The sequence below is a fragment of the Clostridium nigeriense genome (assembly GCF_050585245.1).
Taxonomy (GTDB): Bacteria; Bacillota; Clostridia; order Clostridiales; family Clostridiaceae; genus Clostridium; species Clostridium nigeriense_A.
The window spans coordinates 149,583-172,123 of the sequence record NZ_JBNOOF010000002.1; the positions used below are offsets into that span (position 1 = coordinate 149,583).

At 28.6% G+C, this 22,541-nt stretch carries 20 protein-coding genes and 1 riboswitch; of the genes, 19 read left to right on the top strand and 1 reads right to left on the bottom strand.

What is annotated here, in order from left to right; all coding sequences use genetic code 11:
* The first annotated feature begins 110 nt into the window (after positions 1-110).
* The 4 genes from ACQPUY_RS04095 (at position 111) to ACQPUY_RS04110 (ending at position 6,128) form a co-directional block, all read left to right on the top strand.
* Entirely contained in the window at positions 111-2,102 is a 1,992-nt protein-coding gene (locus ACQPUY_RS04095; RefSeq protein ID WP_430839654.1) for an ATP-dependent helicase, read from the top strand.
* A 171-nt stretch (positions 2,103-2,273) separates the two neighbouring features.
* On the top strand, positions 2,274-3,464 hold the full coding sequence (locus ACQPUY_RS04100) for a M20 metallopeptidase family protein (protein ID WP_430839655.1): 1,191 nt from the start codon (positions 2,274-2,276) through the stop codon (positions 3,462-3,464).
* A gap of 63 nt (positions 3,465-3,527) precedes the next feature.
* Positions 3,528-4,496, top strand: coding sequence for an RluA family pseudouridine synthase (locus ACQPUY_RS04105; RefSeq protein WP_430839656.1), 969 nt, complete (start codon positions 3,528-3,530; stop codon positions 4,494-4,496).
* A 15-nt stretch (positions 4,497-4,511) separates the two neighbouring features.
* The gene (locus tag ACQPUY_RS04110) at positions 4,512-6,128 is read left to right on the top strand and encodes a putative polysaccharide biosynthesis protein (protein WP_430839657.1); all 1,617 of its coding nucleotides are present in this window, start codon (positions 4,512-4,514) and stop codon (positions 6,126-6,128) included.
* A gap of 229 nt (positions 6,129-6,357) precedes the next feature.
* On the opposite strand, the gene spoVB is transcribed toward ACQPUY_RS04110, so the two are convergent.
* Positions 6,358-7,857 (bottom strand): stage V sporulation protein B, encoded by a 1,500-nt coding sequence (gene spoVB, locus ACQPUY_RS04115; RefSeq protein ID WP_430839658.1) that lies wholly within the window; start codon positions 7,855-7,857, stop codon positions 6,358-6,360.
* Between the two features lie 156 nt (positions 7,858-8,013).
* On the opposite strand from spoVB, the gene ACQPUY_RS04120 reads away from it, so the two are divergent.
* From ACQPUY_RS04120 to ACQPUY_RS04190, 15 genes are all read left to right on the top strand, one after another.
* Entirely contained in the window at positions 8,014-8,508 is a 495-nt protein-coding gene (locus ACQPUY_RS04120; protein ID WP_430839659.1) for a hypothetical protein, read from the top strand.
* Between the two features lie 27 nt (positions 8,509-8,535).
* Positions 8,536-10,212: a B12-binding domain-containing radical SAM protein gene (locus ACQPUY_RS04125; protein WP_430839660.1), complete on the top strand. Its 1,677-nt coding sequence runs from the start codon at positions 8,536-8,538 to the stop codon at positions 10,210-10,212.
* A 199-nt stretch (positions 10,213-10,411) separates the two neighbouring features.
* Positions 10,412-10,738 carry an ATPase gene (locus ACQPUY_RS04130; protein WP_430839661.1) on the top strand — a complete coding sequence of 109 codons (327 nt, stop codon included), beginning with the start codon at positions 10,412-10,414 and terminating at the stop codon, positions 10,736-10,738.
* Positions 10,725-12,680: a V-type ATP synthase subunit I gene (locus tag ACQPUY_RS04135; RefSeq protein WP_430839662.1), complete on the top strand. Its 1,956-nt coding sequence runs from the start codon at positions 10,725-10,727 to the stop codon at positions 12,678-12,680. The genes ACQPUY_RS04130 and ACQPUY_RS04135 overlap by 14 nt, the downstream gene beginning before the upstream one ends.
* Before the next feature lie 13 nt (positions 12,681-12,693).
* On the top strand, positions 12,694-13,179 hold the full coding sequence (locus tag ACQPUY_RS04140; protein WP_430839663.1) for a V-type ATP synthase subunit K: 486 nt from the start codon (positions 12,694-12,696) through the stop codon (positions 13,177-13,179).
* Between the two features lie 18 nt (positions 13,180-13,197).
* A complete protein-coding gene (locus ACQPUY_RS04145) occupies positions 13,198-13,788 on the top strand; it encodes a V-type ATP synthase subunit E (protein WP_430839664.1) in 591 nt (196 codons plus the stop codon).
* Between the two features lie 12 nt (positions 13,789-13,800).
* Positions 13,801-14,802, top strand: coding sequence for a V-type ATP synthase subunit C (locus tag ACQPUY_RS04150; protein WP_430839665.1), 1,002 nt, complete (start codon positions 13,801-13,803; stop codon positions 14,800-14,802).
* Positions 14,795-15,106 carry a V-type ATP synthase subunit F gene (locus tag ACQPUY_RS04155; RefSeq protein WP_430839666.1) on the top strand — a complete coding sequence of 104 codons (312 nt, stop codon included), beginning with the start codon at positions 14,795-14,797 and terminating at the stop codon, positions 15,104-15,106. Before ACQPUY_RS04150 ends, ACQPUY_RS04155 begins: the two co-directional genes overlap by 8 nt.
* A gap of 17 nt (positions 15,107-15,123) precedes the next feature.
* On the top strand, positions 15,124-16,905 hold the full coding sequence (locus ACQPUY_RS04160; RefSeq protein WP_430839667.1) for a V-type ATP synthase subunit A: 1,782 nt from the start codon (positions 15,124-15,126) through the stop codon (positions 16,903-16,905).
* The gene (locus tag ACQPUY_RS04165; RefSeq protein ID WP_430839668.1) at positions 16,898-18,280 is read left to right on the top strand and encodes a V-type ATP synthase subunit B; all 1,383 of its coding nucleotides are present in this window, start codon (positions 16,898-16,900) and stop codon (positions 18,278-18,280) included. Before ACQPUY_RS04160 ends, ACQPUY_RS04165 begins: the two co-directional genes overlap by 8 nt.
* 2 nt (positions 18,281-18,282) lie before the next feature.
* On the top strand, positions 18,283-18,924 hold the full coding sequence (locus ACQPUY_RS04170; protein ID WP_430839669.1) for a V-type ATP synthase subunit D: 642 nt from the start codon (positions 18,283-18,285) through the stop codon (positions 18,922-18,924).
* Positions 18,925-19,208: 284 nt separating this feature from the next.
* Positions 19,209-20,162: an MraY family glycosyltransferase gene (locus tag ACQPUY_RS04175; RefSeq protein WP_430839670.1), complete on the top strand. Its 954-nt coding sequence runs from the start codon at positions 19,209-19,211 to the stop codon at positions 20,160-20,162.
* A gap of 140 nt (positions 20,163-20,302) precedes the next feature.
* On the top strand, positions 20,303-20,836 hold the full coding sequence (locus tag ACQPUY_RS04180; RefSeq protein ID WP_430839671.1) for a GNAT family N-acetyltransferase: 534 nt from the start codon (positions 20,303-20,305) through the stop codon (positions 20,834-20,836).
* A gap of 71 nt (positions 20,837-20,907) precedes the next feature.
* Positions 20,908-21,023: riboswitch (SAM riboswitch) on the top strand.
* A 187-nt stretch (positions 21,024-21,210) separates the two neighbouring features.
* Entirely contained in the window at positions 21,211-21,669 is a 459-nt protein-coding gene (locus tag ACQPUY_RS04185) for an S-ribosylhomocysteine lyase (RefSeq protein ID WP_430839672.1), read from the top strand.
* A 311-nt stretch (positions 21,670-21,980) separates the two neighbouring features.
* Positions 21,981-22,532, top strand: coding sequence for a DUF5317 family protein (locus tag ACQPUY_RS04190; RefSeq protein ID WP_430839673.1), 552 nt, complete (start codon positions 21,981-21,983; stop codon positions 22,530-22,532).
* Positions 22,533-22,541: the final 9 nt, after the last annotated feature.

Genomic DNA, 22,541 nt, shown 5'->3' on the forward strand with positions numbered 1-22,541 from the left:
AAGGAATTGATTTATAAAATATATTTCTATTGTACCTCTATAAATAAATTATTACAATATAGTTATTTATAGTACAAAAAGTCAATAATACAAGATAAAGAGGAGAGACTATGAAAGTTAGTTTAGATAATTATCAAAAGGAAGCAGTATATATAAATGATAAAAATGTATTAGTGGTAGCAGCACCTGGATCTGGAAAAACTACTGTTATTATAAATAGAGTTAATTATTTAGTAACAGAACTAAATATTAAAATTGGCAATATAATTGTAATTACCTTTACTAGAGCTGCAGCAGATAATATGAGGAGTAGGTATAAAAATGTATTCAATAGAGAGAATGCTCCGTTTTTTGGAACATTCCATGGGTTGTTTTATAAAATTCTATTAAGAGAAGGATATAATATATCTATAATAGAAGGTGGAATAGCTCATAGAATTATTAAGGCAGTTTTAGCAAAGTATTCTGATGAAGTTAGTGAAGATAAAATAAAAGAAGTATTAAACAATATATCATTTTATAAAACATCATTGAAAGCTATAGAGGAGTTTAAGCCAACTTTATCTAAGGATATATTTATAGAGGCATATGAGAAGTATGAGGAATATAAGAGTAAAAATGGACTTTGGGATTTTGATGACTTATCAATTAAGGTAATCACTTTATTTAAAGAAAATAAATCAATTTTAAATAAGTATTTAAATTTATTTAAGTATGTGCTTGTAGATGAGTTTCAAGATTGTGATGAATTGCAAATTTCATTTTTGAAAATGATGAATGAAAATAATTCTTTATTTGCAGTTGGAGATGAAGATCAGTGTATTTATAGTTTTAGAGGATCTAAGCCTGAATATATGGTTACATTCCATAATATTTTTAGTGGAGGTAAGAAAATTTATTTATCTATAAATTATAGAAGTAATGAAAATATAGTAGAAGCTTCAAAGGAAGTTATTAAAAATAATTTAAATAGAAATTCTAAATTAATTAAAGCAAATAAAATTACTACTGGATTAATAAAGTTTTCATCTCCTCATGATGAAAGAATTCAAGGAGAAGAGATATCAAGTATAATTGAAAAATCTAAATATAACTTTACTGAAAATGCAGTTTTATATAGAACCAATATGGAAGCAAGAAGTATGATAGATACATTTACAAGAAGAAAAATCCCCTTTGTACTTTTAGATAAAGGCTATAATTTTTTTGAGCATTTTATTTGTAAGGATATGTTAGCCTATTTAAGGTTAGCTATAAATATAAAAGATAGGGAGAGTTTCTTACATATAATTAATAGGCCATTTAGGTATGTTAGTAAGAGTAATTTAGAGTATGTAAGAACTTATAGAGAGGATAAATGTCCTTTTGACATTTTAATTGATAAAAAAGACACTCCTCCATATCAAGCAAAAAAGATAGATGAACTAAGAAAGGATATTATTCATTTAAACAAGTTATCATTATCTTCTGCAATACAATATGTTATATCTGAATTAGGATATATAGACTATTTAAGAGAATATGCTGAAAGATATAATCAAAGTTTAGATGATCTTGAAGATATAGTTGAAGAGTTTAAAAGTGCAGCAGATGGACTAAGGACTATTATAGAATTACTTTCACATGTTGAAGAAGTTAAAGAAAAAATTAACGAGAGTAAAGATAAAAAAGAAGGAGTAATATTAAGTACTATTCATGGGGTTAAGGGTATGGAATTTAAAAATGTATTTTTAATAAATACCTGTGAAGAAACAATTCCACATAAATCATCTATAGATGAAAATATTGAAGAGGAAAGAAGATTGTTTTATGTTGGAATTACAAGGGCTATAGATAATTTATATATTTTTTCACCTAAAACTCAAAGAGGTAAATTTAAAGACACATCGAGATTTGTTTTAGAAGGTGGATTTAAAGAAATAGAAGTTAGTGAAGATTATGGAATTAAGGACGGTGATATTATAATTCATAAGGCATATGGTAGGGGAAAGGTTATTGAGATAAATAAAGATGTAATAAAATTAGATTTTGGAGATGGAATAAATAAAAGTTTTTCTTTAAGGGTTTTAATGGAAAATAATATTATTTCAATAGATAAGTAATTGTTCACTAATTTATTAATAGGCTGTATAATCTTATTATGGCAATAAAAGGAGAAATTTTGACAATATAATATATTACAGAATAGTTTCATATATATTTAGTATGAATCTGTTAAGTCAATATGAAAAAATTGAATAAAAAATCTTAGAAATTCTTAAGGGGGCAAAAATATGAATTTTAAGAATGAAGCAATAAGCATAAAAGATGAATTAATAAAAATAAGAAGAATCTTACATGAACATCCAGAGTTAGGTATGGAAGAATATGAAACTTCTAAATTTATAAAGAACTTTTTGAAAAATGAAGGTATTGAATTCAGAAAAGTGGCCAGCACGGGTGTATGTGGAATTATAAAAGGAACTAAAGAAAGTAAGGATATAGTTAATAAGACTATAGCTTTAAGAGGAGATATTGATGGACTACCCATCTTAGATAAAAAAGTTTGTGCTTATACTTCAAAAGTTGAAGGAAGAATGCATGCATGTGGACATGACGCTCATACTACAATTTTATTAGGGGCAGCTAAAATATTAAATAAAAATAAACATTTATTTAATGGAAATGTAAAACTACTATTTGAGCCAGCTGAAGAGACTATCGGTGGAGCTAGATTTATGATTGAAGATGGAGTTTTAGAAAATCCTAGAGTAGATTGTGTTTGTGGGCTTCATGTAGAGGAAACTTTAGAATGTGGAACTATTATGATAAAGGATGGAGTAGTAAATGCAGCATCAAATCCATTTACTATAAAAATCAAAGGATCAGGTGGACATGGAGCCTATCCCCATACTACTGTAGATCCTGTAGTTATAGCAAGTCATGTTGTGTTGGCTTTACAAACTATAGTAAGTAGAGAAATAAATACTTCTAATCCAGCTGTAGTAACAGTTGGAACTATTAATGGGGGAACAGCTCAAAATATAATACCAGAAGAGGTAATAATAAGTGGAATAATTAGAACTATGAGCAAAGAGGATAGAACTTTTGCAAAGGAAAGATTAACTGAAATAGTTGATGGAATATGCAAATCTTTTAGGGCAACTGCTGAAATAGAGATAGAGGAGTCTTATCCAAATCTTTATAATGATGATGATATGGTAGAATTATTTAAAACTGGAGCAGAAAAGATTCTAGAAAGTGATAATGTATTACTTCAGAAGAACCCTAAAATGGGAGTAGAAAGTTTTGCTTATTTTGCAAATGAAAGACCATCAGTATTTTATTTTTTAGGTTCAGGTAATAAGGAAAAAAATATTATTTACCCAGCTCATAGCAATTTGTTTGATATAGATGAGAATTGTTTACCGCTTGGAGTAGCAATGCAGTGTCAAATGGTATTTGAATATTTGACAAGAAGCTAAAATAATATTACTCTAGTAGAATGGGGAAAATAGTTTAGAATATAGAAACTAGGAGTGATTACTTTGAGAATAGAAATAGGAACAAATGAAGCGGGTCAAAGATTAGACAAATTTTTAAGAAAACTATTAAAGGATGTTCCTTTAAGTAAAATATTTAAAGCCTTAAGAAAAGGTGATGTAAGAGTTAATGGTAAAAAGCAAAAAGAAAATTATACACTTCAAGTAGATGATGTTGTTGAAATTAAATATATACAAAGTACTAAAGAAAAACCAGAGGAAAAATTCATTAAGGTAAATGCTAGAGGAATGAAGATAACTTATGAAGATGCTAATATATTAATAGTTGAAAAATGGCCTAATATTCTAGTGCATCCAGATGAAAAAGGAAAAGAACCAAGCTTAACTGATTATGTATTATCATATTTAAATGAGAAAGGTGATTATTTACCTGAAAATGAAGTAACTTTTACTCCAGCACCGTGTAATAGATTGGATAGAAATACTTCAGGAATAGTTATATTTGGTAAGAATTTTGAATCGTTAAGATGCGTAAATGAATTAATAAGAGAAGGCAATGTTGAGAAGTACTATAATACCTTAGTTAAGGGTAAAATTAAAGATGGGCTATATAAAGGATATATCCTTAAAAATGAAGAAGCTAATATTTCTAAAATATATGATGAAAAGATTCCAAATTCTAAGGAAATAGCAATGAAAGTTAAAACTTTAAAAACTAATGGAGCATATTCATTTTTAGAAATAGATTTAATTACAGGAAGAAGCCATCAAATAAGAGCTCATCTATCTCATTTAGGTACGCCTATAATTGGTGATAACAAATATGGAGATAAAAAACTAAATTCATTTTTTGCTAATAAGTTCGGATTAGATTGTCAATTCTTATATGCATATAAATTAATTTTTAGAGATACACAAGATAAATTAAGCTATTTAAATAATAAGACAATAACAGAAAGCTTACCACCAGTATTTAAAAAGATAAAAAATGATGTATTTAAGTTTAAAATATAATAAAAGGTGATTATTATGGAGCAAAAATCAGCCGGACGTGGTTTTTTAATATTATCAATAGCGGGTATTGCTGGTAAATTATTATCAGCAATATATGTTCCTTTATTAAAAGGTGTTTTAGGGCAAACAGGCTATGGAATATATGTAGCAGGTTATGATATATTTGTATTTTTAATTGCTGTAACAAGTTTAGGAGCACAACCTGCAGTAACTAAGGTTGTAACTGAGCTTAGAGCAATGGGGAATCACAAAGATGCCTTAAGAGCAATGAAACTAGCAATAAGATATTTAGCAGTTATAAGTATAGCAGTTTCAGGTATATTTATGGCTTTAGCATTTCCTTTTTCAAAGATAATTAATGCAGAGCAATCTGCATTAACTTTTATGTTCTTAGGCCCTGCGATAATCTTTGCAGCTATTTTGGCAGCTTATAGAGGATATATGCAAGGGGTTGAAGAAATGGAGTCCTTGGCTATTTCTCAAATAATTGAGCAATTAATAAATGTAGTTCTAAGCCTTGTTTTTGCAGCTTTATTAATTTGGGTTACGGGGAGTTTAGAATGGGGAAGTGCTGGAGGAACTGTAGGAACTTCTCTTGGAGCTATTATTGCAATTATATATATTATATATATATATAATAAGAAAGATTATGCAGAAGAGGCTGAAAGGAATCATGATCCAAGCAGAAAAAGAGTTTCTGATAAGAGGATAGTTAAAAAGATATTTATGTACGCTATTCCTATAACTTTAGTGGCAGCAGTTCAAAATTTTGCAGGTGTTATAGATAGCATAACTTTAGGAACAAGTCTAGCAACAGCAGGTTTTTCAAAAGTTGAGATAAATGATTTAAGGGCAGTTTTATCTTATTATAAAACTCTTGTATATGTACCTCTTGCTATTGTAACAGCTCTTGGAACATCAATATTTCCGAAGATTATACAGGCATTTGTTTATAAAAATAAAAAGGAATTAAAGCAACAAACTAGTTATTCCTTTAGAATGATGTATATAATAGTAATGCCAGCTACGTTTGGTTTAGCAATATTAAGTAAAGAAATATATAGATTTTTACTTGGTTCTTCTTCGGGATATAATTTACTTATGTATGGTTCTGCATTATTAATATTTATGTCAATAACGACTATACAAAATGTTATTTTACAAGGAATTAATAAGTTATATTTAATTATTGTATCAGCAAGTCTTGGACTGCTAGCGAAAATAATTATAAATCTTTTATTAGTTTCTATTCCAAGTATTAACATAATTGGGGCGGTAATTGCAACATTTGTATCATATATTATTCCAACAATAATAAATCATAGAAAAATAAAAGAATTCTTTAAAGTTAATATTCCAATAGTTAAGCAAGCAATTGTACCAACTATTTGTTCTTTATTAATGACTATAGTAATACTAGTTGCTAAATTTCCAATAATTAAGGTAGCAGAAGCTTTAGGTGGAGGAAGGGCTATAATTGCAATAGCAACTATATTATTAATTGCTATAGGAGGAGTTATTTATCTATATTCTATGATATACTTTGGAGGAATTAGAAGAAAAGACTTAGACTTAATATCACCTAAGGTATATAAGTTTTTACCAAGAAGTCTTAGAAAAGAATTGCTTTAGAAAAAAAGATATTACATAAATAATAAATAGTATTTTATATTGAAAATAGAGTCAATAAAGAAAAGAAATCTGACTATTAGTTAGATTTCTTTTCTTTTAGAAGGAAATAAATATTATATTATTAAATTAAGCTTTAGCTTAATTTATACCTTTAGTATAGGATTAAATACATACTATCTTACGGTGACTTGGAGCTTGCGACGGAACAAGTAAGATAATATGTATTTAATTAATCTTCTTCTATTCCAAAGAAGCTTAAGATTATAAATATAGAGAAGGTTATTAGTATTAAAGCGATATTTCTAATAGTTATAAAATTATTAAGGATATTGGTTGTAAGTCCCCTTAAAATCATAAATATTAATATTGAGAGCAATGTAAAAATAATTATATTGCTTTTTGATAAATTTAAATATATATGTTTTTGAACTTCTCTAAGATTTATAAATAAACTTATGCTAGAGCTTATGAATAAAGTTATTCCATATCCCATTATATTAACTCCTGGAATCCCAATGAATATATATAGACATACAATTTCTATTGCTGAGACTATTAAGGAGTTTCTAAGTATTATACTTTGTTTATTTAAACCGTTTAATATTCCAAACATAGTACTCGAGGTAAAGAAGATAGGAGCACTTAAGGATGCTATTTTAATATAGGCACCTAAATCATCTCTACTATAGAACATTTGTCCTAAAGATGTAGGAATCAAGTTACAAACTACTGTAGTAGCAAGCCCTAAGAGAAATGCTATTTTCATAACTTTTTTTATTCTTAGGGAGGCATTATAATAATCCCTTCTACTAATAGTTTCAGATAAATCTGGAACTATTAGAGAGTTTATAGACATAATAACTATCATAGGAAAAGTAACTATAGTTAATGCCATACCAGTAAACTTTCCAATCATACCTAAAGCAGTAGAAGCATCAAATCCAGCAGATGCTAATCTTCTTGGAACTAAAAGAGTTGAAGCTGTCCCAAATAAATTTCCTAAAAAACCATTTATACATAATGGTAAAGCTATAATTAAAACGTTAAATAGTAATTGTGAAGCTCTTTCGGGTTTATCTGCCGAAGAAGGAGTCTTCTTAGAAAGATTTTTGTAGTATATAAATAACAATATTAAACTTTGTAGTTCTCCAATAGCTAATGATAAGTATGCTAATGTTACAAGAGCTGTAATAGAATTAGCTTTAAAAAAGATAATTAATAATGTTATTGTAATTATACGCATAGCTTTTTCTAAAATATCTATAAAGGATGGGACAACTATTTTTGAAACTCCGAAAAAGTATCCTTTTAAAATATTTGATAAAGCTATAAATACCATTGCTGGGCAAGTTATTCTAATAGCATTAACAGTTCTCATATCATGGATACCATATTTACTTATGTAAGGAGCTAAAAAAAATACCATTATTCCTATGGCAATAGACCATATTACATTAAAGCTAGCAACTGATTTTATTGTCTTACTTATATTATTATATTGTCTTTTGACTTTATATATAGCTGAAACTTTAGAAATAGCAGCTATTATTCCAGCAGTCATCAAACATATAAAAAGATTATAAATAGGCATTACTAAGCCATATAGACCAATTCCAACAGGCCCTATAAGTTTTGATAAGTAAATTGAGAAAATAAATCCTAATATTCCAGTGGTTATATTAGATGCTGTTAGCAGGACAGAATTTTTCAGAAAGCTATCTTCTTTCAAATTTTTCACCCCCAATCAATACACTTATATCTATTCTAAAATGTAAATAAATATGATTAATAAGAAATTTAAATATAAATATAAAAAGTATTAATAAATTTATAGTTAAGTAAATATAAATGTAATATAACTTATGTAATATGGAGGTAAGGTGAGATGGGAAAAACTATAGTATTAAATTTATCAGATGTGAAATTAAAAGGGAATATACTAGATGTTGGTGAAAGCTTTGGTGTTATTTATAATATATCAAAAGAAATAATGGACGAAATATCAGTTGACTATGTAAATGGAGATAATAATGATATTTTGAAAGAGGGAGAATATGATACTTGTACAATGTTTTTCTGCCTAAGCAGAATGTGGAACTCCTCAAGCAGATTAAAATTAATTGAAGAGGTAAGTAAATATATTAAAACTGGGGGAGAATTATTTATATGGGATATAAATAAAGAAGTAAGAGATATGATAAATAATAAAATAGTGGCAGTGTTGCCATCAGGAAATTTAAAAGAGTTTGAATTTAAGAATTTAAACCCAATAATAAAATCAAATATGGAAGAAAATGAAAAACTCCTTGAAAAATATTATAAAATAGAAGAAACTAAGTTATGGGAGGATATTCACTTCATTAGGGGAAGAAAAATATAAGTTTAAGTTTGAAGGGAGAAAATACTTATGAAAATTTTACTTACAGCTATAAACTCTAAATTTGTACATAGCAATTTAGCTGTTAGATATTTAAAAGCATTTACAAAGGATATGAATTATGAATGCAAAATTAGAGAGTTTTCCATAAATGATAGAGAGGAAAAGATATTAGAGGAGATAATTATGGAAAGGCCTAATGTGGTAGCCTTTTCTACTTATATTTGGAATATTGAAATGATTAAAAGGCTTTCGAATTTAATTAAGCTAGTAGATGAAGACATAGAAATCCTTTATGGAGGACCTGAGGTTTCTTATGATAGCCAAAATATACTTAAGGAGCTTAATGGAGAATATATCATAGAGGGTGAAGGAGAAAAGACTTATAGAGAGTTCGTAGAATATAAATTAGGCGAAAGAAATATTAATTCTATTAGGGGATTATATTATAAATCTAATGAAGATATAGCTTTTAATGGGAAAAGACCATTAATGAATATGAATGAAATAGTATTTCCTTATGAGAAAGATGAAAATTTAGATAATAAAATTGTATATTATGAAGCTTCAAGAGGATGTCCATTCAATTGTAAGTATTGTCTATCATCAACTATTCATGGAGTTAGGTTTCTTGAGGTTGAAAGGGTAAAGAGAGAATTAAAGTATTTCATAGATAAAGAAGTTAGACTTGTTAAATTTGTAGATAGAACTTTCAATTGTAATCATAAGTTTACAATGGCTATATGGGAGTTTTTAATTAATCAGGATACTAATACTCAATTTCATTTTGAAATATCTGCAGATATATTAAAGTCAGCAGAACTGGAATTATTAAGGAAAGCACCAAAGGATAGATTTCAATTTGAAGTTGGAGTTCAAACTACAAATGATGATGTTTTAAATAGAATAAATAGATTTGTAAATTTTAGTGATATAAAAGAAAAAGTAGATGAACTTCTTCAAATAAGAAATATAAAACAACATTTAGACCTTATAGCAGGACTTCCGGGAGAAGACTATAATTCTTTTAAAAAATCATTTAATGATGTGTATAGCATAGAGCCTGAAGAAATACAGTTAGGATTTTTAAAGTTACTAAGAGGATCATCAATGAGAGAAGAAGCTGAGGATTATGGAATGAAGTATTCTCCATATCCACCATACGAAATTTTAAAAACTAATGATATAAGTTATGACGAACTTTTAAAGTTAAAAAAAGTTGAAGAAATGGTTGATAAGTATTATAACTCTCAAAAGTTTAGTAACATAATAAAATATTTAGTAAATAAGTTTGAAACACCATTTGATTTTTATTATGAATTAGGAGCTTACTTTGAGAAAAAGGGATACTTTAATAGGAATATAGGAAATAATGAGTACTATAAAGTATTTTTAGATTTTAATATGGAAATATTAAAAGAAGATAATTTTATTTTAAAAGAAATTTTAAAATTTGATTATTTAAGATTCAATAAGAAAAGAGGAATGCCTGATTTTATTAATAGAAATATAGATAAAGAGGAGGAAGAAAAAATAAAAGAAAGGTTAAGAGATAAGTATTCATTTAGAGAGTATTATTTAGAGTCTTTTAATATAAATATTAATGAATTTACTAAGAATTCATTAATAATTAAGGAAAAGGATTATTATTTATTTGGATACGGTGGTGATATAAAGCATATTAATATTGAGCTGGAACAATATTAACAAAGTGTAAATTAAATAAAAAAAGTGTTAAGAAAACAATTATAAGCGATAAAAGTTAATAGTTGTTTAATTAAAGGAATGATAAATCTATTGAAAAAAACAGTAGATTGTGTATAATAGAATATAATATGAAGTAATTAATACTATATAAAGTATTAATTACTATAATTTTAATTAATATAATAAAGGTGGTGAGATTTTGGCATTAGAAGCAATAAAGGACATTAAAAAAGCTGAAGATGAAGCTGAAAACTTAATTCAAGAAGCTACAATTAAATCAAAGGAAATAATTAAGAATGCAAACATTGAAGCTGAAAAAGAATATAATGAAATTTTAAAATCAGCTGATTTAAGAAAAGAGGAAATACTTAAAAAGGCAGTAGAAGAAGGGAATTTTGAAGCAGCACCGATATTAGAAAAAGGTGAAAAGGAAGTACAAGAAATAAAAAATGTTTCTGATGATAAAAAAAATAATGCTATTAATTTAATCGTTGAGAGGATAGTGAAGATTCATGGCAATAGTTAAGATGAAGAAGTTCACTCTGCTTACCTTTGAATCTAAGAAGCAAAAAATCTTAAAGAGAATTCAAGGATTATCTAGCGTTGAGTTTATTAACTTACAAGATGATGATTTTCTTAAAAAATATGAAGATTTAAAGCAATTATATAAGGATGATGCTAATTTAGAAAGTTCTAAATATGAAGAAGACTTATCAAAAGCTAAATTTGGAGTAGAATTTTTAAATAAATATGTTCCAACAAAGTCTGGATTAAAAGCATTACGAGAAGAAAAATTAGCTTTAACTTTAGATGAATTAGAGGAAAAAGTTAAGTCTTTTAACTGGACAGCTAGTTATGATAAGGCAAAGGAAAAAGAAGAGCAATTAGCTAAGTTAGATTCACAAGTAACAAAGTTGCAAGCTGAAATAGATATTTTAACACCTTGGCAAAATTTAGATGTACCTTTTAGTGAACTTAAGACATTAAAGAATACATCTTATTATTTAGGAACTATAGCTAAGTCATATGAAGATATGTTAATTCAGGAATTATCAAATGCGTATATTGAAATCATATCAAGAGGAACCAATGATATTAATATACTAATTTTAGCTAATAAGGAATATGATGAAAGTATTTCTGAAACTCTTAGAAGCATAGGATTTAGCGCTTTTAAAACTGAACATAAAGATGTCGCATTAAAATTAATTCTAGACTTTAAACACCAAATAGAAGAAACTAAATCTAAAAAGTTTTTTGTTAAAGAAGAAATTTCAAATTTTGAAGAGGACTTAAGAAAATTAGAATTAGCTTATGATTACTTTGCGAGTAAAGTTGAAAGAAATAAGGCATCTAAAAATTTTTTAAAGACTAAGAATGTTTGTGCTATTCAAGGGTGGATAGCGGATGCTGATAGTGATGAACTTAAAACAATTTGTGATAATCTTCTTAATGATGATTATTATATGGAGTTTGAAGATGTAAAGGAAGAGGAGATTGATGATGTACCTATAAAATTAAAAAATGGAGAGTTAGTTTCTGCATTTGAAAGTGTTACAGGTATGTATAGTTATCCAAAATATAATGAAATAGATCCAACACCACTTCTTACACCATTTTATCTAATATTCTTTGGTATGATGGTTGCAGATGCAGGATATGGTTTATTAGTATTAATAGGCTCATTTTTAGCTCTAAAATTCTTAAAGTTAAGTGACAGTATGAAGGATTTCACTAAATTTTTCTTCTATTTAAGTTTTCCAACAATATTCTTTGGGTTGATTTACGGATCATTCTTTGGTGATTTAGTAATATTACCAACTCAATTAATAGATACTAATAAAGATGTTATGACAATAGTTGCTTTATCATTAGCTCTAGGAGTTATTCAAATATTCTTTGGATTATTTATAAAGGTATATAGCTTAGCGAAAATAGGCAAAGGGAAAGATGCTTTATTAGATGCAGGTTCTTGGATAATAACTTTATTATCAATTGGTGGAATTGTCGCAGTTAACTTCTTAAACCTACCAAATTTCTTAGGTAAAATATTTATGGTAACTATGATAATTGGAATGATACTTGTAGTTATTGGAGGAGGAAGAGCTGAAAAGTCATTTGGAGCTAAGGCAGGTCAAGGGTTATATTCTTTATATGGTATAACTGGATATGTAGGAGACTTAGTTTCTTATACAAGACTTATGGCTTTAGGATTAGCTGGTGGTTCTATTGCTGGTGCATTAAATCTATTAATAAATACTCTACCAGGAGTGGCAGCAATAATAGTAGGACCAGTATTATTTATACTATTCCACATATTCAATTTAGGATTATCTTTACTTGGAGCATATGTTCATACAGCAAGACTTCAATATGTAGAATATTTTGGTAAATTTTATGATGGTGGTGGAAAACCATTTAAAGCATTTAAGGGTTCAGAAAAGTATGTAAAGATCAAAAGAAATTAGGAGGAATTAAAAAATGGAAATGACATGGATTCAATTTTTTGTAGAAAACAATGGAGGATTAATATTTGCAGCACTAGGAGCAGCATTAGCAGTTGGTTTATCAGGTATAGGTTCAGCTAAAGGTGTTGGTATAGTTGGTGAAGCAGCAACAGGCTTAGTTACAGAAGAACCAGAGAAGTTTGGTAAAGCATTAGTTCTTCAATTATTACCAGGTACACAAGGTTTATACGGTTTCGTTATAGGTTTCTTAATATTTAGTAAAATGACTTCAGGTATGTCATTTGAGCAAGGCTTATACTTATTAGCAGCAGGTCTTCCAATAGCTTTTGCGGGACTTTGGTCAGGTATAGCTCAAGGTAAGGTTGCAGCAGCAGGTATTCAAATATTAGCAAAAAATGAAGAACATAATACTAAAGGTATAATATTAGCAGCTATGGTTGAAACATATGCATTATTAGGTTTCGTTATTTCATTTATGTTAGTAAACAAAGGATTCTAGGATTGGAGAGAATAGGCTATGGCAAATGTAAATAATCTAACTTCTAAAATCCTTAGGGATGCCGAAGATAGAAAGGATAATATTCTAGCTTCTGCAGAAGAAGAAAAGAATAAGATTCTTTCAAAAAAAATAGCTAAAGCCAAGGAACTAGAAAAAGAAATTATAAAAAAGGCTGAGGTTGAGGCTAAGAACAGAAAAGAGAGAATACTATCTTCTGCTTCTCTAAAGGTTAGAAATAATAAGTTATCTGCAAAACAAGAAGTTATTAAAGAAGTATTTGAAAATAGTATAGATGTATTGGCATCTATTTCTGGAGATGATTTTTTAAGGTTTATTAAAAATTCGATACTTTCTTTAGGTAATATAGGAGAACAAAATCTTATTTTAAATAAAGAAGGAATGGAATTAGTTGATCTTACTTTTATATATGATTTAAATCAATCATTAGGAGATAAGGGGAATATAAAATTAAGTCCTAAGATAGGGAATTTTAAAGGCGGATTTATTCTTGAAAGTAATGGTATAGAAATAAATAACACATATGAAGCTTTAGTAAGTTCATTAAAGGATGAATTGGAGTTTGAAGTAGCAAGTGCGTTATTCAATTAAGGAGGGTAAGAGATGGATGTAATGAAATTTACCCAAGCAGTATCAAGAATATGGGTTTTAGAAACTAGACTTCTTGATAAACCAAAAGTTGAAAGAATGATTGAAGCTCCATCTGCTAGTGAAGTACTTAGAATTTTAAATGAAACAGAGTATTCAAATGTTTCATCTAATATAAAAAGACCAGAAGATTATGAAGAAATATTAACAGCAGAGTTAAAAAGAGTTTATGATTTAGTTTATGAAATAAGTCCTGTTAAAGAAGTTGTTAAAATAATGAGTTTAAAATATGACTATCATAATGCGAAGGTTCTTTTAAAAGGAAAGGTACTAGGCAAGGATTTAGCATCTATGCTTATAAAACTAGGAAATTTAGATTTACAAGAAATTAAGCGTAAGATAGATGGAGATAATTTGAAAAGCTTAAATGGAATCCTAGGAAAAGGAGTTCAAGAAGCTATGAAGGTCTTTGAAGAAACTAAGGACCCTCAAAAGATAGATATTATTATAGATAAATATATGTATAAAGAATTAGTAGAAATTAAAAACTCTTTAGATTATAAGTTTATAGATAACTTAGTTAAAGCAATGATTGATTCTACTAATATAAGAACTTTACTTAGAATTAAGAAACAAAATAAAGGAAAAGATTTTGCTAGTGAAGTAATAGTAGATGGTGGAGCAATAGATAGTAGCAAATTAATAGCTTTATTAAATGAATCACCAGAAAACATAATGGCTAAGCTTCAAAGTACAATTTATTCAGATTTAGTTAAAGAAGGCTTTGAAGGATATATTGCTACTGAGTCAGCAAGCCTTTTAGAAAAATTAAGTGATAACTATATCATGGAATTAATGAAAGATTCTAAGTTAGTTACTTTCGGACCAGAAAAGATATTATCGTATATTTATGCTAAAGAAACTGAAATAAAAGTAATAAGAATTATAATGGTTGGCAAGCTTAATAATATTGCTGAGGAAGTAATAAGAGAAAGGTTGCGTGATATATATGCATAAGAAAATAGGCGTTGTTGGGGATAAGGATTCAGTACTAGCTTTTAAAGCTTTAGGAATAGATGTATTTCCAGTAATTGAAGCTGATGAAGCAAGAAGAGCAGTAGATAATTGTGCAAGAAATAATTATGCAGTAATTTTCGTAACTGAACAAGTAGCACAAAATATAGAAGAAACTATAGCACGTTATAATGAACAAGTACTTCCAGCGGTAATATTAATTCCAAGTAATCAAGGCTCATTAAATATAGGACTTAAGAGAATTAGTGATAGTGTGGAAAAAGCTGTTGGTGTTAATATTTTATAGGAAGGTAGGTTAGTAATTTGAAGACCGGAAAGATAATTAAGGTTGCAGGTCCCTTAGTCGTAGCTGAAGGGATGGAAGAAGCAAATATATTCGATATGGTTAAGGTTGGACAAAAGGGTCTTATTGGTGAAATAATCGAAATGAGAAACGATAAGGCATCTATCCAAGTTTACGAAGAAACTACAGGAATTGGACCAGGGGATCCAGTAATAACTACTGGAGAGCCATTAAGTATAGAATTAGGACCAGGTCTTATTGAATCTATGTTTGATGGAATTCAAAGACCACTTGATGCCTTTGCTAAGGCAGCAAATTCACCATTTTTAACAAAGGGTGTAGCAGTTAAATCTTTAAATAGAGAAAAACTTTGGAATTTTGTACCTACAGCAAAAGTGGGAGATATAGTAGAAACTGGAGATATTATTGGAACAGTTCAAGAAACTACAGTTGTACTTCATAAAATAATGGTTCCTTATGGAGTTAAAGGTAAAATTAAAGAAATAAAAGAAGGCGAATTTACTATAGTTGATACTGTATGTATAGTAGAAACTGAAAAAGGTGACAAGGAATTAACTTTAATGCAAAAATGGCCAGCAAGAAAAGGAAGACCATATGCAAGAAAATTAAAACCAGAAGCACCTATGACTACAGGGCAAAGAGTTATAGATACATTTTTCCCAGTAGCTAAAGGTGGTGCAGCTGCAGTTCCAGGACCATTCGGTGCGGGAAAGACGGTTGTTCAACACCAAGTAGCTAAATGGGGAGATACTGAAATAGTTGTTTATGTTGGATGTGGAGAACGTGGAAACGAAATGACAGACGTTCTTAACGAGTTCCCAGAACTTAAAGATCCAAAAACTGGTGAAAGCTTAATGAAGAGAACAGTACTTATTGCTAACACTTCCAATATGCCAGTTGCAGCTAGAGAAGCTTGCATTTATACAGGAATAACTATTGCTGAGTACTTTAGAGATATGGGATATTCAGTTTCAATAATGGCTGACTCAACATCAAGATGGGCAGAAGCTTTAAGAGAAATGTCAGGAAGACTTGAAGAAATGCCAGGGGATGAAGGTTATCCAGCATATCTTGGATCAAGACTTGCTGATTATTATGAAAGAGCTGGTAAGGTAATATGCTTGGGTAAAGATGGAAGAGAAGGAGCTGTAACAGCAATTGGAGCAGTATCACCTCCAGGAGGAGACCTTTCAGAACCTGTTACTCAAGCAACTCTTAGAATAGTTAAAGTTTTCTGGGGATTAGATGCTCAATTGGCATATAAGAGACATTTCCCATCAATTAACTGGTTAAATTCATATTCATTATATGCAGATACAATTGATGAATGGATGAATGGAGAGGTTGCATCAGATTGGTCAACTTTAAGACAAGAAGCTATGACATTACTACAAGAGGAATCAGGACTTCAAGAAATAGTAAGCCTTGTTGGTATAGATGCATTATCTGAAAGTGATAGATTAAAGTTAGAGGTTTCTAAGTCAATAAGAGAAGATTATCTTCAACAAAATGCCTTCCATGAAGTTGATACATATGCATCATTAGATAAACAATATAAGATGCTAAAGTTAATACTTCTATTTAGAAAAGAAGCAGAAAGAGCATTAAAGGCAGGAGTTTACTTAAATAAAATTTTAGGCTTAAGTGAAATTAGAGATAAGATTGCAAGAAGTAAATATATTCATGAAGATAGCATAAGTAAAATAGATGAGATTGCAATTGAATTAAAATCTGCTATAGATGCACTAATAACTGAAGAGGGAGGTGTTCTAGATGCTTAGAGAATATAAGACTGTGACAGAAGTTGTAGGACCTTTAATGGTAGTTGAAGGCGTTGAAGGTGTTAAGTATGATGAACTAGTTGAGGTTGAACTTCAAACTGGTGAAATGAGAAGAGGGAAAGTTCTTGAAATTAATGGAACTAGGGCTATGGTTCAACTTTTTGAAGGATCATCAGGTATTAATTTAAAAGAAACTAAGGCTAGATTTTTAGGAAGACCCCTTGAACTTGGGGTTTCAGAAGATATGCTTGGAAGAATCTTTGATGGTATGGGACACCCAATAGATAATGGTCCGAATATAATAGCTGAAAAGAGATTAGATATAAATGGAGAAGCTATAAATCCAGTATCTAGAGATTATCCATCAGAATTTATTCAAACTGGTATTTCCGCTATAGATGGACTTAATACTCTAGTTAGAGGACAAAAATTACCTGTATTCTCAGGATCAGGACTTCCTCATGCACAATTAGCTGCACAAATAGCAAGACAAGCGAGAGTTTTAAATTCTGATGCTAATTTTGCAGTTGTATTTGCTGCTATTGGTATTACATTTGAAGAATCTCAATTCTTCGTTGATGAATTTAATAAAACTGGTGCTATAGATAACTCAGTATTATTTATGAATCTTGCATCAGACCCAGCTATCGAAAGAATAGCAACTCCTAGAATGGCTCTTACTACAGCTGAATTCTTGGCTTATGAAAAAGGAATGCATGTACTTGTTATTATGACAGATATAACAAATTATGCAGAAGCGTTAAGAGAAGTATCAGCGGCTAGAAAAGAAGTACCAGGTAGAAGAGGATATCCAGGATATTTATATACTGACCTTTCAACATTATATGAGAGAGCAGGTAGACTTAGAGGTAAAGAAGGATCAATAACACAAATTCCTATATTAACTATGCCAGAAGATGATAAGACACATCCAATTCCAGATTTAACTGGATATATTACAGAAGGTCAAATTATCCTTTCAAGAGAATTATACAAGAAGGGAATTATGCCTCCAATAGATGTTCTTCCATCATTATCAAGACTTAAAGATAAGGGGATAGGAAAGAATAAGACTAGAGAAGATCATGCTGATACTATGAACCAATTATTCTCAGCTTATGCACAAGGTAAGCAAGCAAAAGAATTATCAGCTATTTTAGGTGAATCAGCATTATCAGATATAGATAAGCAATATGCGAAGTTTGCAGAAGCTTTTGAGGAACAATATGTATCTCAAGGATTTACAGCAAATAGAAGTATAGAAGAGACATTAGAATTAGGATGGAGGCTTTTGAAGATACTTCCAAGAACTGAACTTAAGAGAATTAGAGATGAGTATCTTGAAAAGTATATGCCAAAGGGAGATGAAGAATAGCAATGGCAAGATTAAATGTCAATCCTACTAGAATGGAGATGTCTAAGCTTAAGAAAAGATTAGTTACAGCAACAAGAGGGCATAAACTTTTAAAGGATAAGCAAGATGAGCTTATGAGACAATTCGTTAATCTTGTCAAATATAATAATGAATTAAGAAAATCTGTAGAAGAGGAGCTTCAAGGAGCACTTAAGGATTTCGTTATGGCTAGAGCTGTTATGAGCTCAGAATTTCTAGAAGAAGCAGTAGCTTATCCAAAAGAGAGTATATCTGTCGAAGTAGGAACTAAAAATATAATGAGTGTTAATGTTCCAAAGATGGACTTTCATAGGCAGCTTGAAGGTGATGAAGGTAGTATATTTCCATATGGTTTTGCAAGTACATCATCAGAATTAGATGATTCTATTTCTAAGCTTTATAGTATATTACCAAAGCTTTTAGAACTTGCTGAAGTTGAAAAATCAACTCAGTTAATGGCTGATGAAATAGAGAAGACTAGGAGAAGAGTTAATGCTCTTGAGTATATGACTATTCCTTCATTACAAGAAACTATTAAGTATATTAGAATGAAGCTTGATGAAAATGAAAGAGGAGCTTTAACTAGGCTTATGAAAGTTAAAGATATGATACAAGCAAAGAATTAACAAGATCCCCTATTTTTAGGGGATTTTCTTTTTTATTCTTTAGGAAATTATAAAAAGTTTATCCTGTTAATAACTTTTTATAATTTCCTTCCTTCAGCTTTGAAGTGTAACTATTAATTTTGCGATGACTTGGAGCGTAGCGACGGAATAAGCAAAATTATATAGTTGCACTTTTTTACTATAAATCGTAATTCTTTTGTAATTGATAATAATTGATGATAATAGTATAATAAGATAATGGTTAATTAACATAATAAATAGCATTAAATTTTAAGGAGCATAGTATGCGATATATATTATCTTTTATATTAGCATTTTTATTAGTATATTTTATAACACCAAGTTTGATAAAATTATCTTATAAATTGAGTTTTACAGATAAGCCAACTAAAAGGAAAAAACATGGAAAAGAGACACCACTTTGTGGAGGGTTAGCCATGTTTATTGGATTTTTTATAGTATATTTTTTAGTTAATAATTATAGTATAACAAGTGAAAAAATTTGGATATTTATTGGATCATTACTTATTTTAGCAATAGGATTAGTTGATGATTATTATAAAACTAGGGGGAAGGAGTTCCCAATATACCCAAGACTAATTATCCAATTAATAGCAGCTTTTATTATTTATAATGCAGGAGTAGTGTTTAGAGGGTTTACAAATCCTTTTACGGGAGAGTATTTATTGTTATCTAAAGCAATACAATTTATTCTGACTATTACTTGGATATTTGGAGTAACAACTGTAATTAATTGGTCTGATGGAATGGATGGACTTGCTGGTGGACTTTCACTTATTTCATCAATAACTTTTGCCGGTGCAGCAATAATATTGAAGCAAAGTGAATCTATTAGCATGTCATTAATAGTTTCAGGAGTTACCCTTGGATTTCTAATGTATAATAAATATCCAGCAAAGATATTTATGGGTGATTCTGGAGCAAATTTCTTAGGTTTTATGCTAAGTATAATTGCTTTAGATGGTGCTTTTAAGCAAGCTACATTTATGAGTTTATTTATACCTATATTAGCTTTAGCAATACCTATATTTGATAATATATTTGTTATAATTAAAAGATTTAAAGATGGAAAGCCAGTTTATCAAGCTGATAGAAGTCAAATTCATTATAGGCTAGAGGCAAAAGGATTTACACCAAAGCAAGTAGTAACATACATAAATATGGTTAGTTTAGCCTTTAGTTTAATTTCAATAATATTATTACTTATAAAAAAATAATGCAATATAAAATGAGAGCTCTATTATAAATAGGGTTCTTTTTTAGTTTAAATAGAATCATAAAAATTATATTATTATAAATTGACTTGCTTATATTTGAATGATATGATTTATAGAAATATAAAAAGGGGGCATATCTTATGTATAATGGTAGATTAGTTAGATTAAGAGCGTACAAAGAAGAAGATATAGAAAGAGCAGTAGAATTTATAAATGATGAAGAAGTTAAAAAGCTTCTAGACTCAAATATACCATTTCCAATGACTAAATGGCAGGAAGCAGAATGGGTAAGAACTAGAAAGGCAAATGAAGATTTTACTTACGATTTTGCCATAGAGGACTTAGAAACTGGAAGTTATATAGGTGGATGTAGTATCAATAAATGTGATATGAAAAATAGAACCTGTGTAATAGGAATAATGATTGGGGATAAGAATTACTGGAATAAAGGATATGGAAGTGATGCTTTAAAAGTATTGATAAAATTTATATTTGAAGAAGTAAATATGAATAAGATAAAACTTTTCGTATTTTCTTTTAATAGTAGAGCAATAGCATGCTATAAGAGAGTTGGATTTAAAGAAGAAGGTTTATTAAAAAATGAAATATATAGAAATGGAAAATATTACGATGCAATTCCTATGGCTTTATTCAAAGCAGATTGGATAGAGTAAAGAAAGTATATTTATTTTAAATATTTACAAAATTAAGGAAAAGATTTATAATATATAAAAGAATATTAAGATACTTATCAAGAGTGGTGGAGGGACTGGCCCTATGAAACCCGGCAACCGACAAGGTTAATTTATTTCATACCTGAATTAACTTTATTGTGTGGTGCTAATTCCTGTTAGATAAGGGTAATATATAGGCGAATAATGTACCTAAGGTTTATCCTTTAGGTACTTTTTTATTTTTTAGGAATTTATAAAAGATTAGTATGTGAATAAGTTTTTATAAATTCTATAATTCAGCTTTGAAGTGTATCTATTAATTTCTTTATTAATGTAGTAAATTAATTATATAAATATTTGGAGGAGGAATAGAAATGGAAAAAGTAGAAAGTTTTGAATTAGATCACAGAATTGTTAAAGCACCTTATATCAGAAAGTGTTGTTTACTTGAAGGAGAAAAAGGAGATAAGGTAACTAAATTTGATATTAGATTTTTACAACCTAATAAAGAAGCTTTTGGTACAGCAGCAATGCATGGGTTAGAACATTTATTAGCACATGAGCTTAGAAGTAAAGTAGATGGAATTATAGATTTATCTCCTATGGGCTGTAGAACAGGATTTTATTTAAGTATTTGGGGAGATAGAAGTCCAGAAGAAATAAAAGAAGCATTAGAAACTGCATTAGAAGGGGTTTTAGATGCAAAAGAAATACCTGCGGCTAATGAAATCCAATGTGGAAATTATAGAGATTTATCATTATTTGGTGCTAAAGAATATGCAAAAGAGGCTCTAGAAAGAGGATTTTCATTAAATATTTATGGAGAAAATTAATAAATATTATAAAGTAACTGTAGAAAAATGCAAAATAAAAATTTAAAATTATACATTTTACATTAAGGGACTGTTTTTAACGGTCCCTTTTGAGTAAAAATTTATAGGATTATTTATGTAAATTCATTGATATCAGTTGCAAATTGTATTCGAAAATATATTCCTGTTTTTTACTTTTATCTACTTGATTATAAAAAATCATTCAATAAATAAATAAAAATAATGAAAAACTATGGAAAAGAATAACAGTTAATAGTATAATTATTATAGTTATTAATTAGGATAAATAAACAAATCAGAAGGGAAAAATAATGATTGAAACTATCATAATTTCATTTATAATTTGCAAAATTAAAGGATTTAAATTAAGACCTTTATTTAAAAGTTGGACAATCTATCCAGTAATATTTATGGAGTTAGTATATTTATTTGTTCAAATTAATATTTTTATGGAGAACTATGAAGTTATAAATTATGCAGGATTGTTAAAAACTTTTTATTTATGTTCATATCTTCCATTAATATTTAAATATAAGCAATATATTTCAGCTATAATAGGTTCTATATTTGTAGTAATTGGAGGTATATTAAATGATATAGCTATTACTGCCAATAATGGATATATGCCTGTTTTCCCAACTATTTCATATTTCACAGGATATGCGAATTACGATTCCTTTAATAAGGTAAATGATATACATATATTAGGAGATGCTAATACTAAATTAAAAGTTCTAACAGACATATTTGATACAGGCTATAGTGTACTTAGTTTAGGTGATATATTTATAAGAGTATTTGTATTTATAATATTATATAGTATAGTGAAGCATTTAAATTTAACAAATGAGAAAGATTATTAATTAACTTAA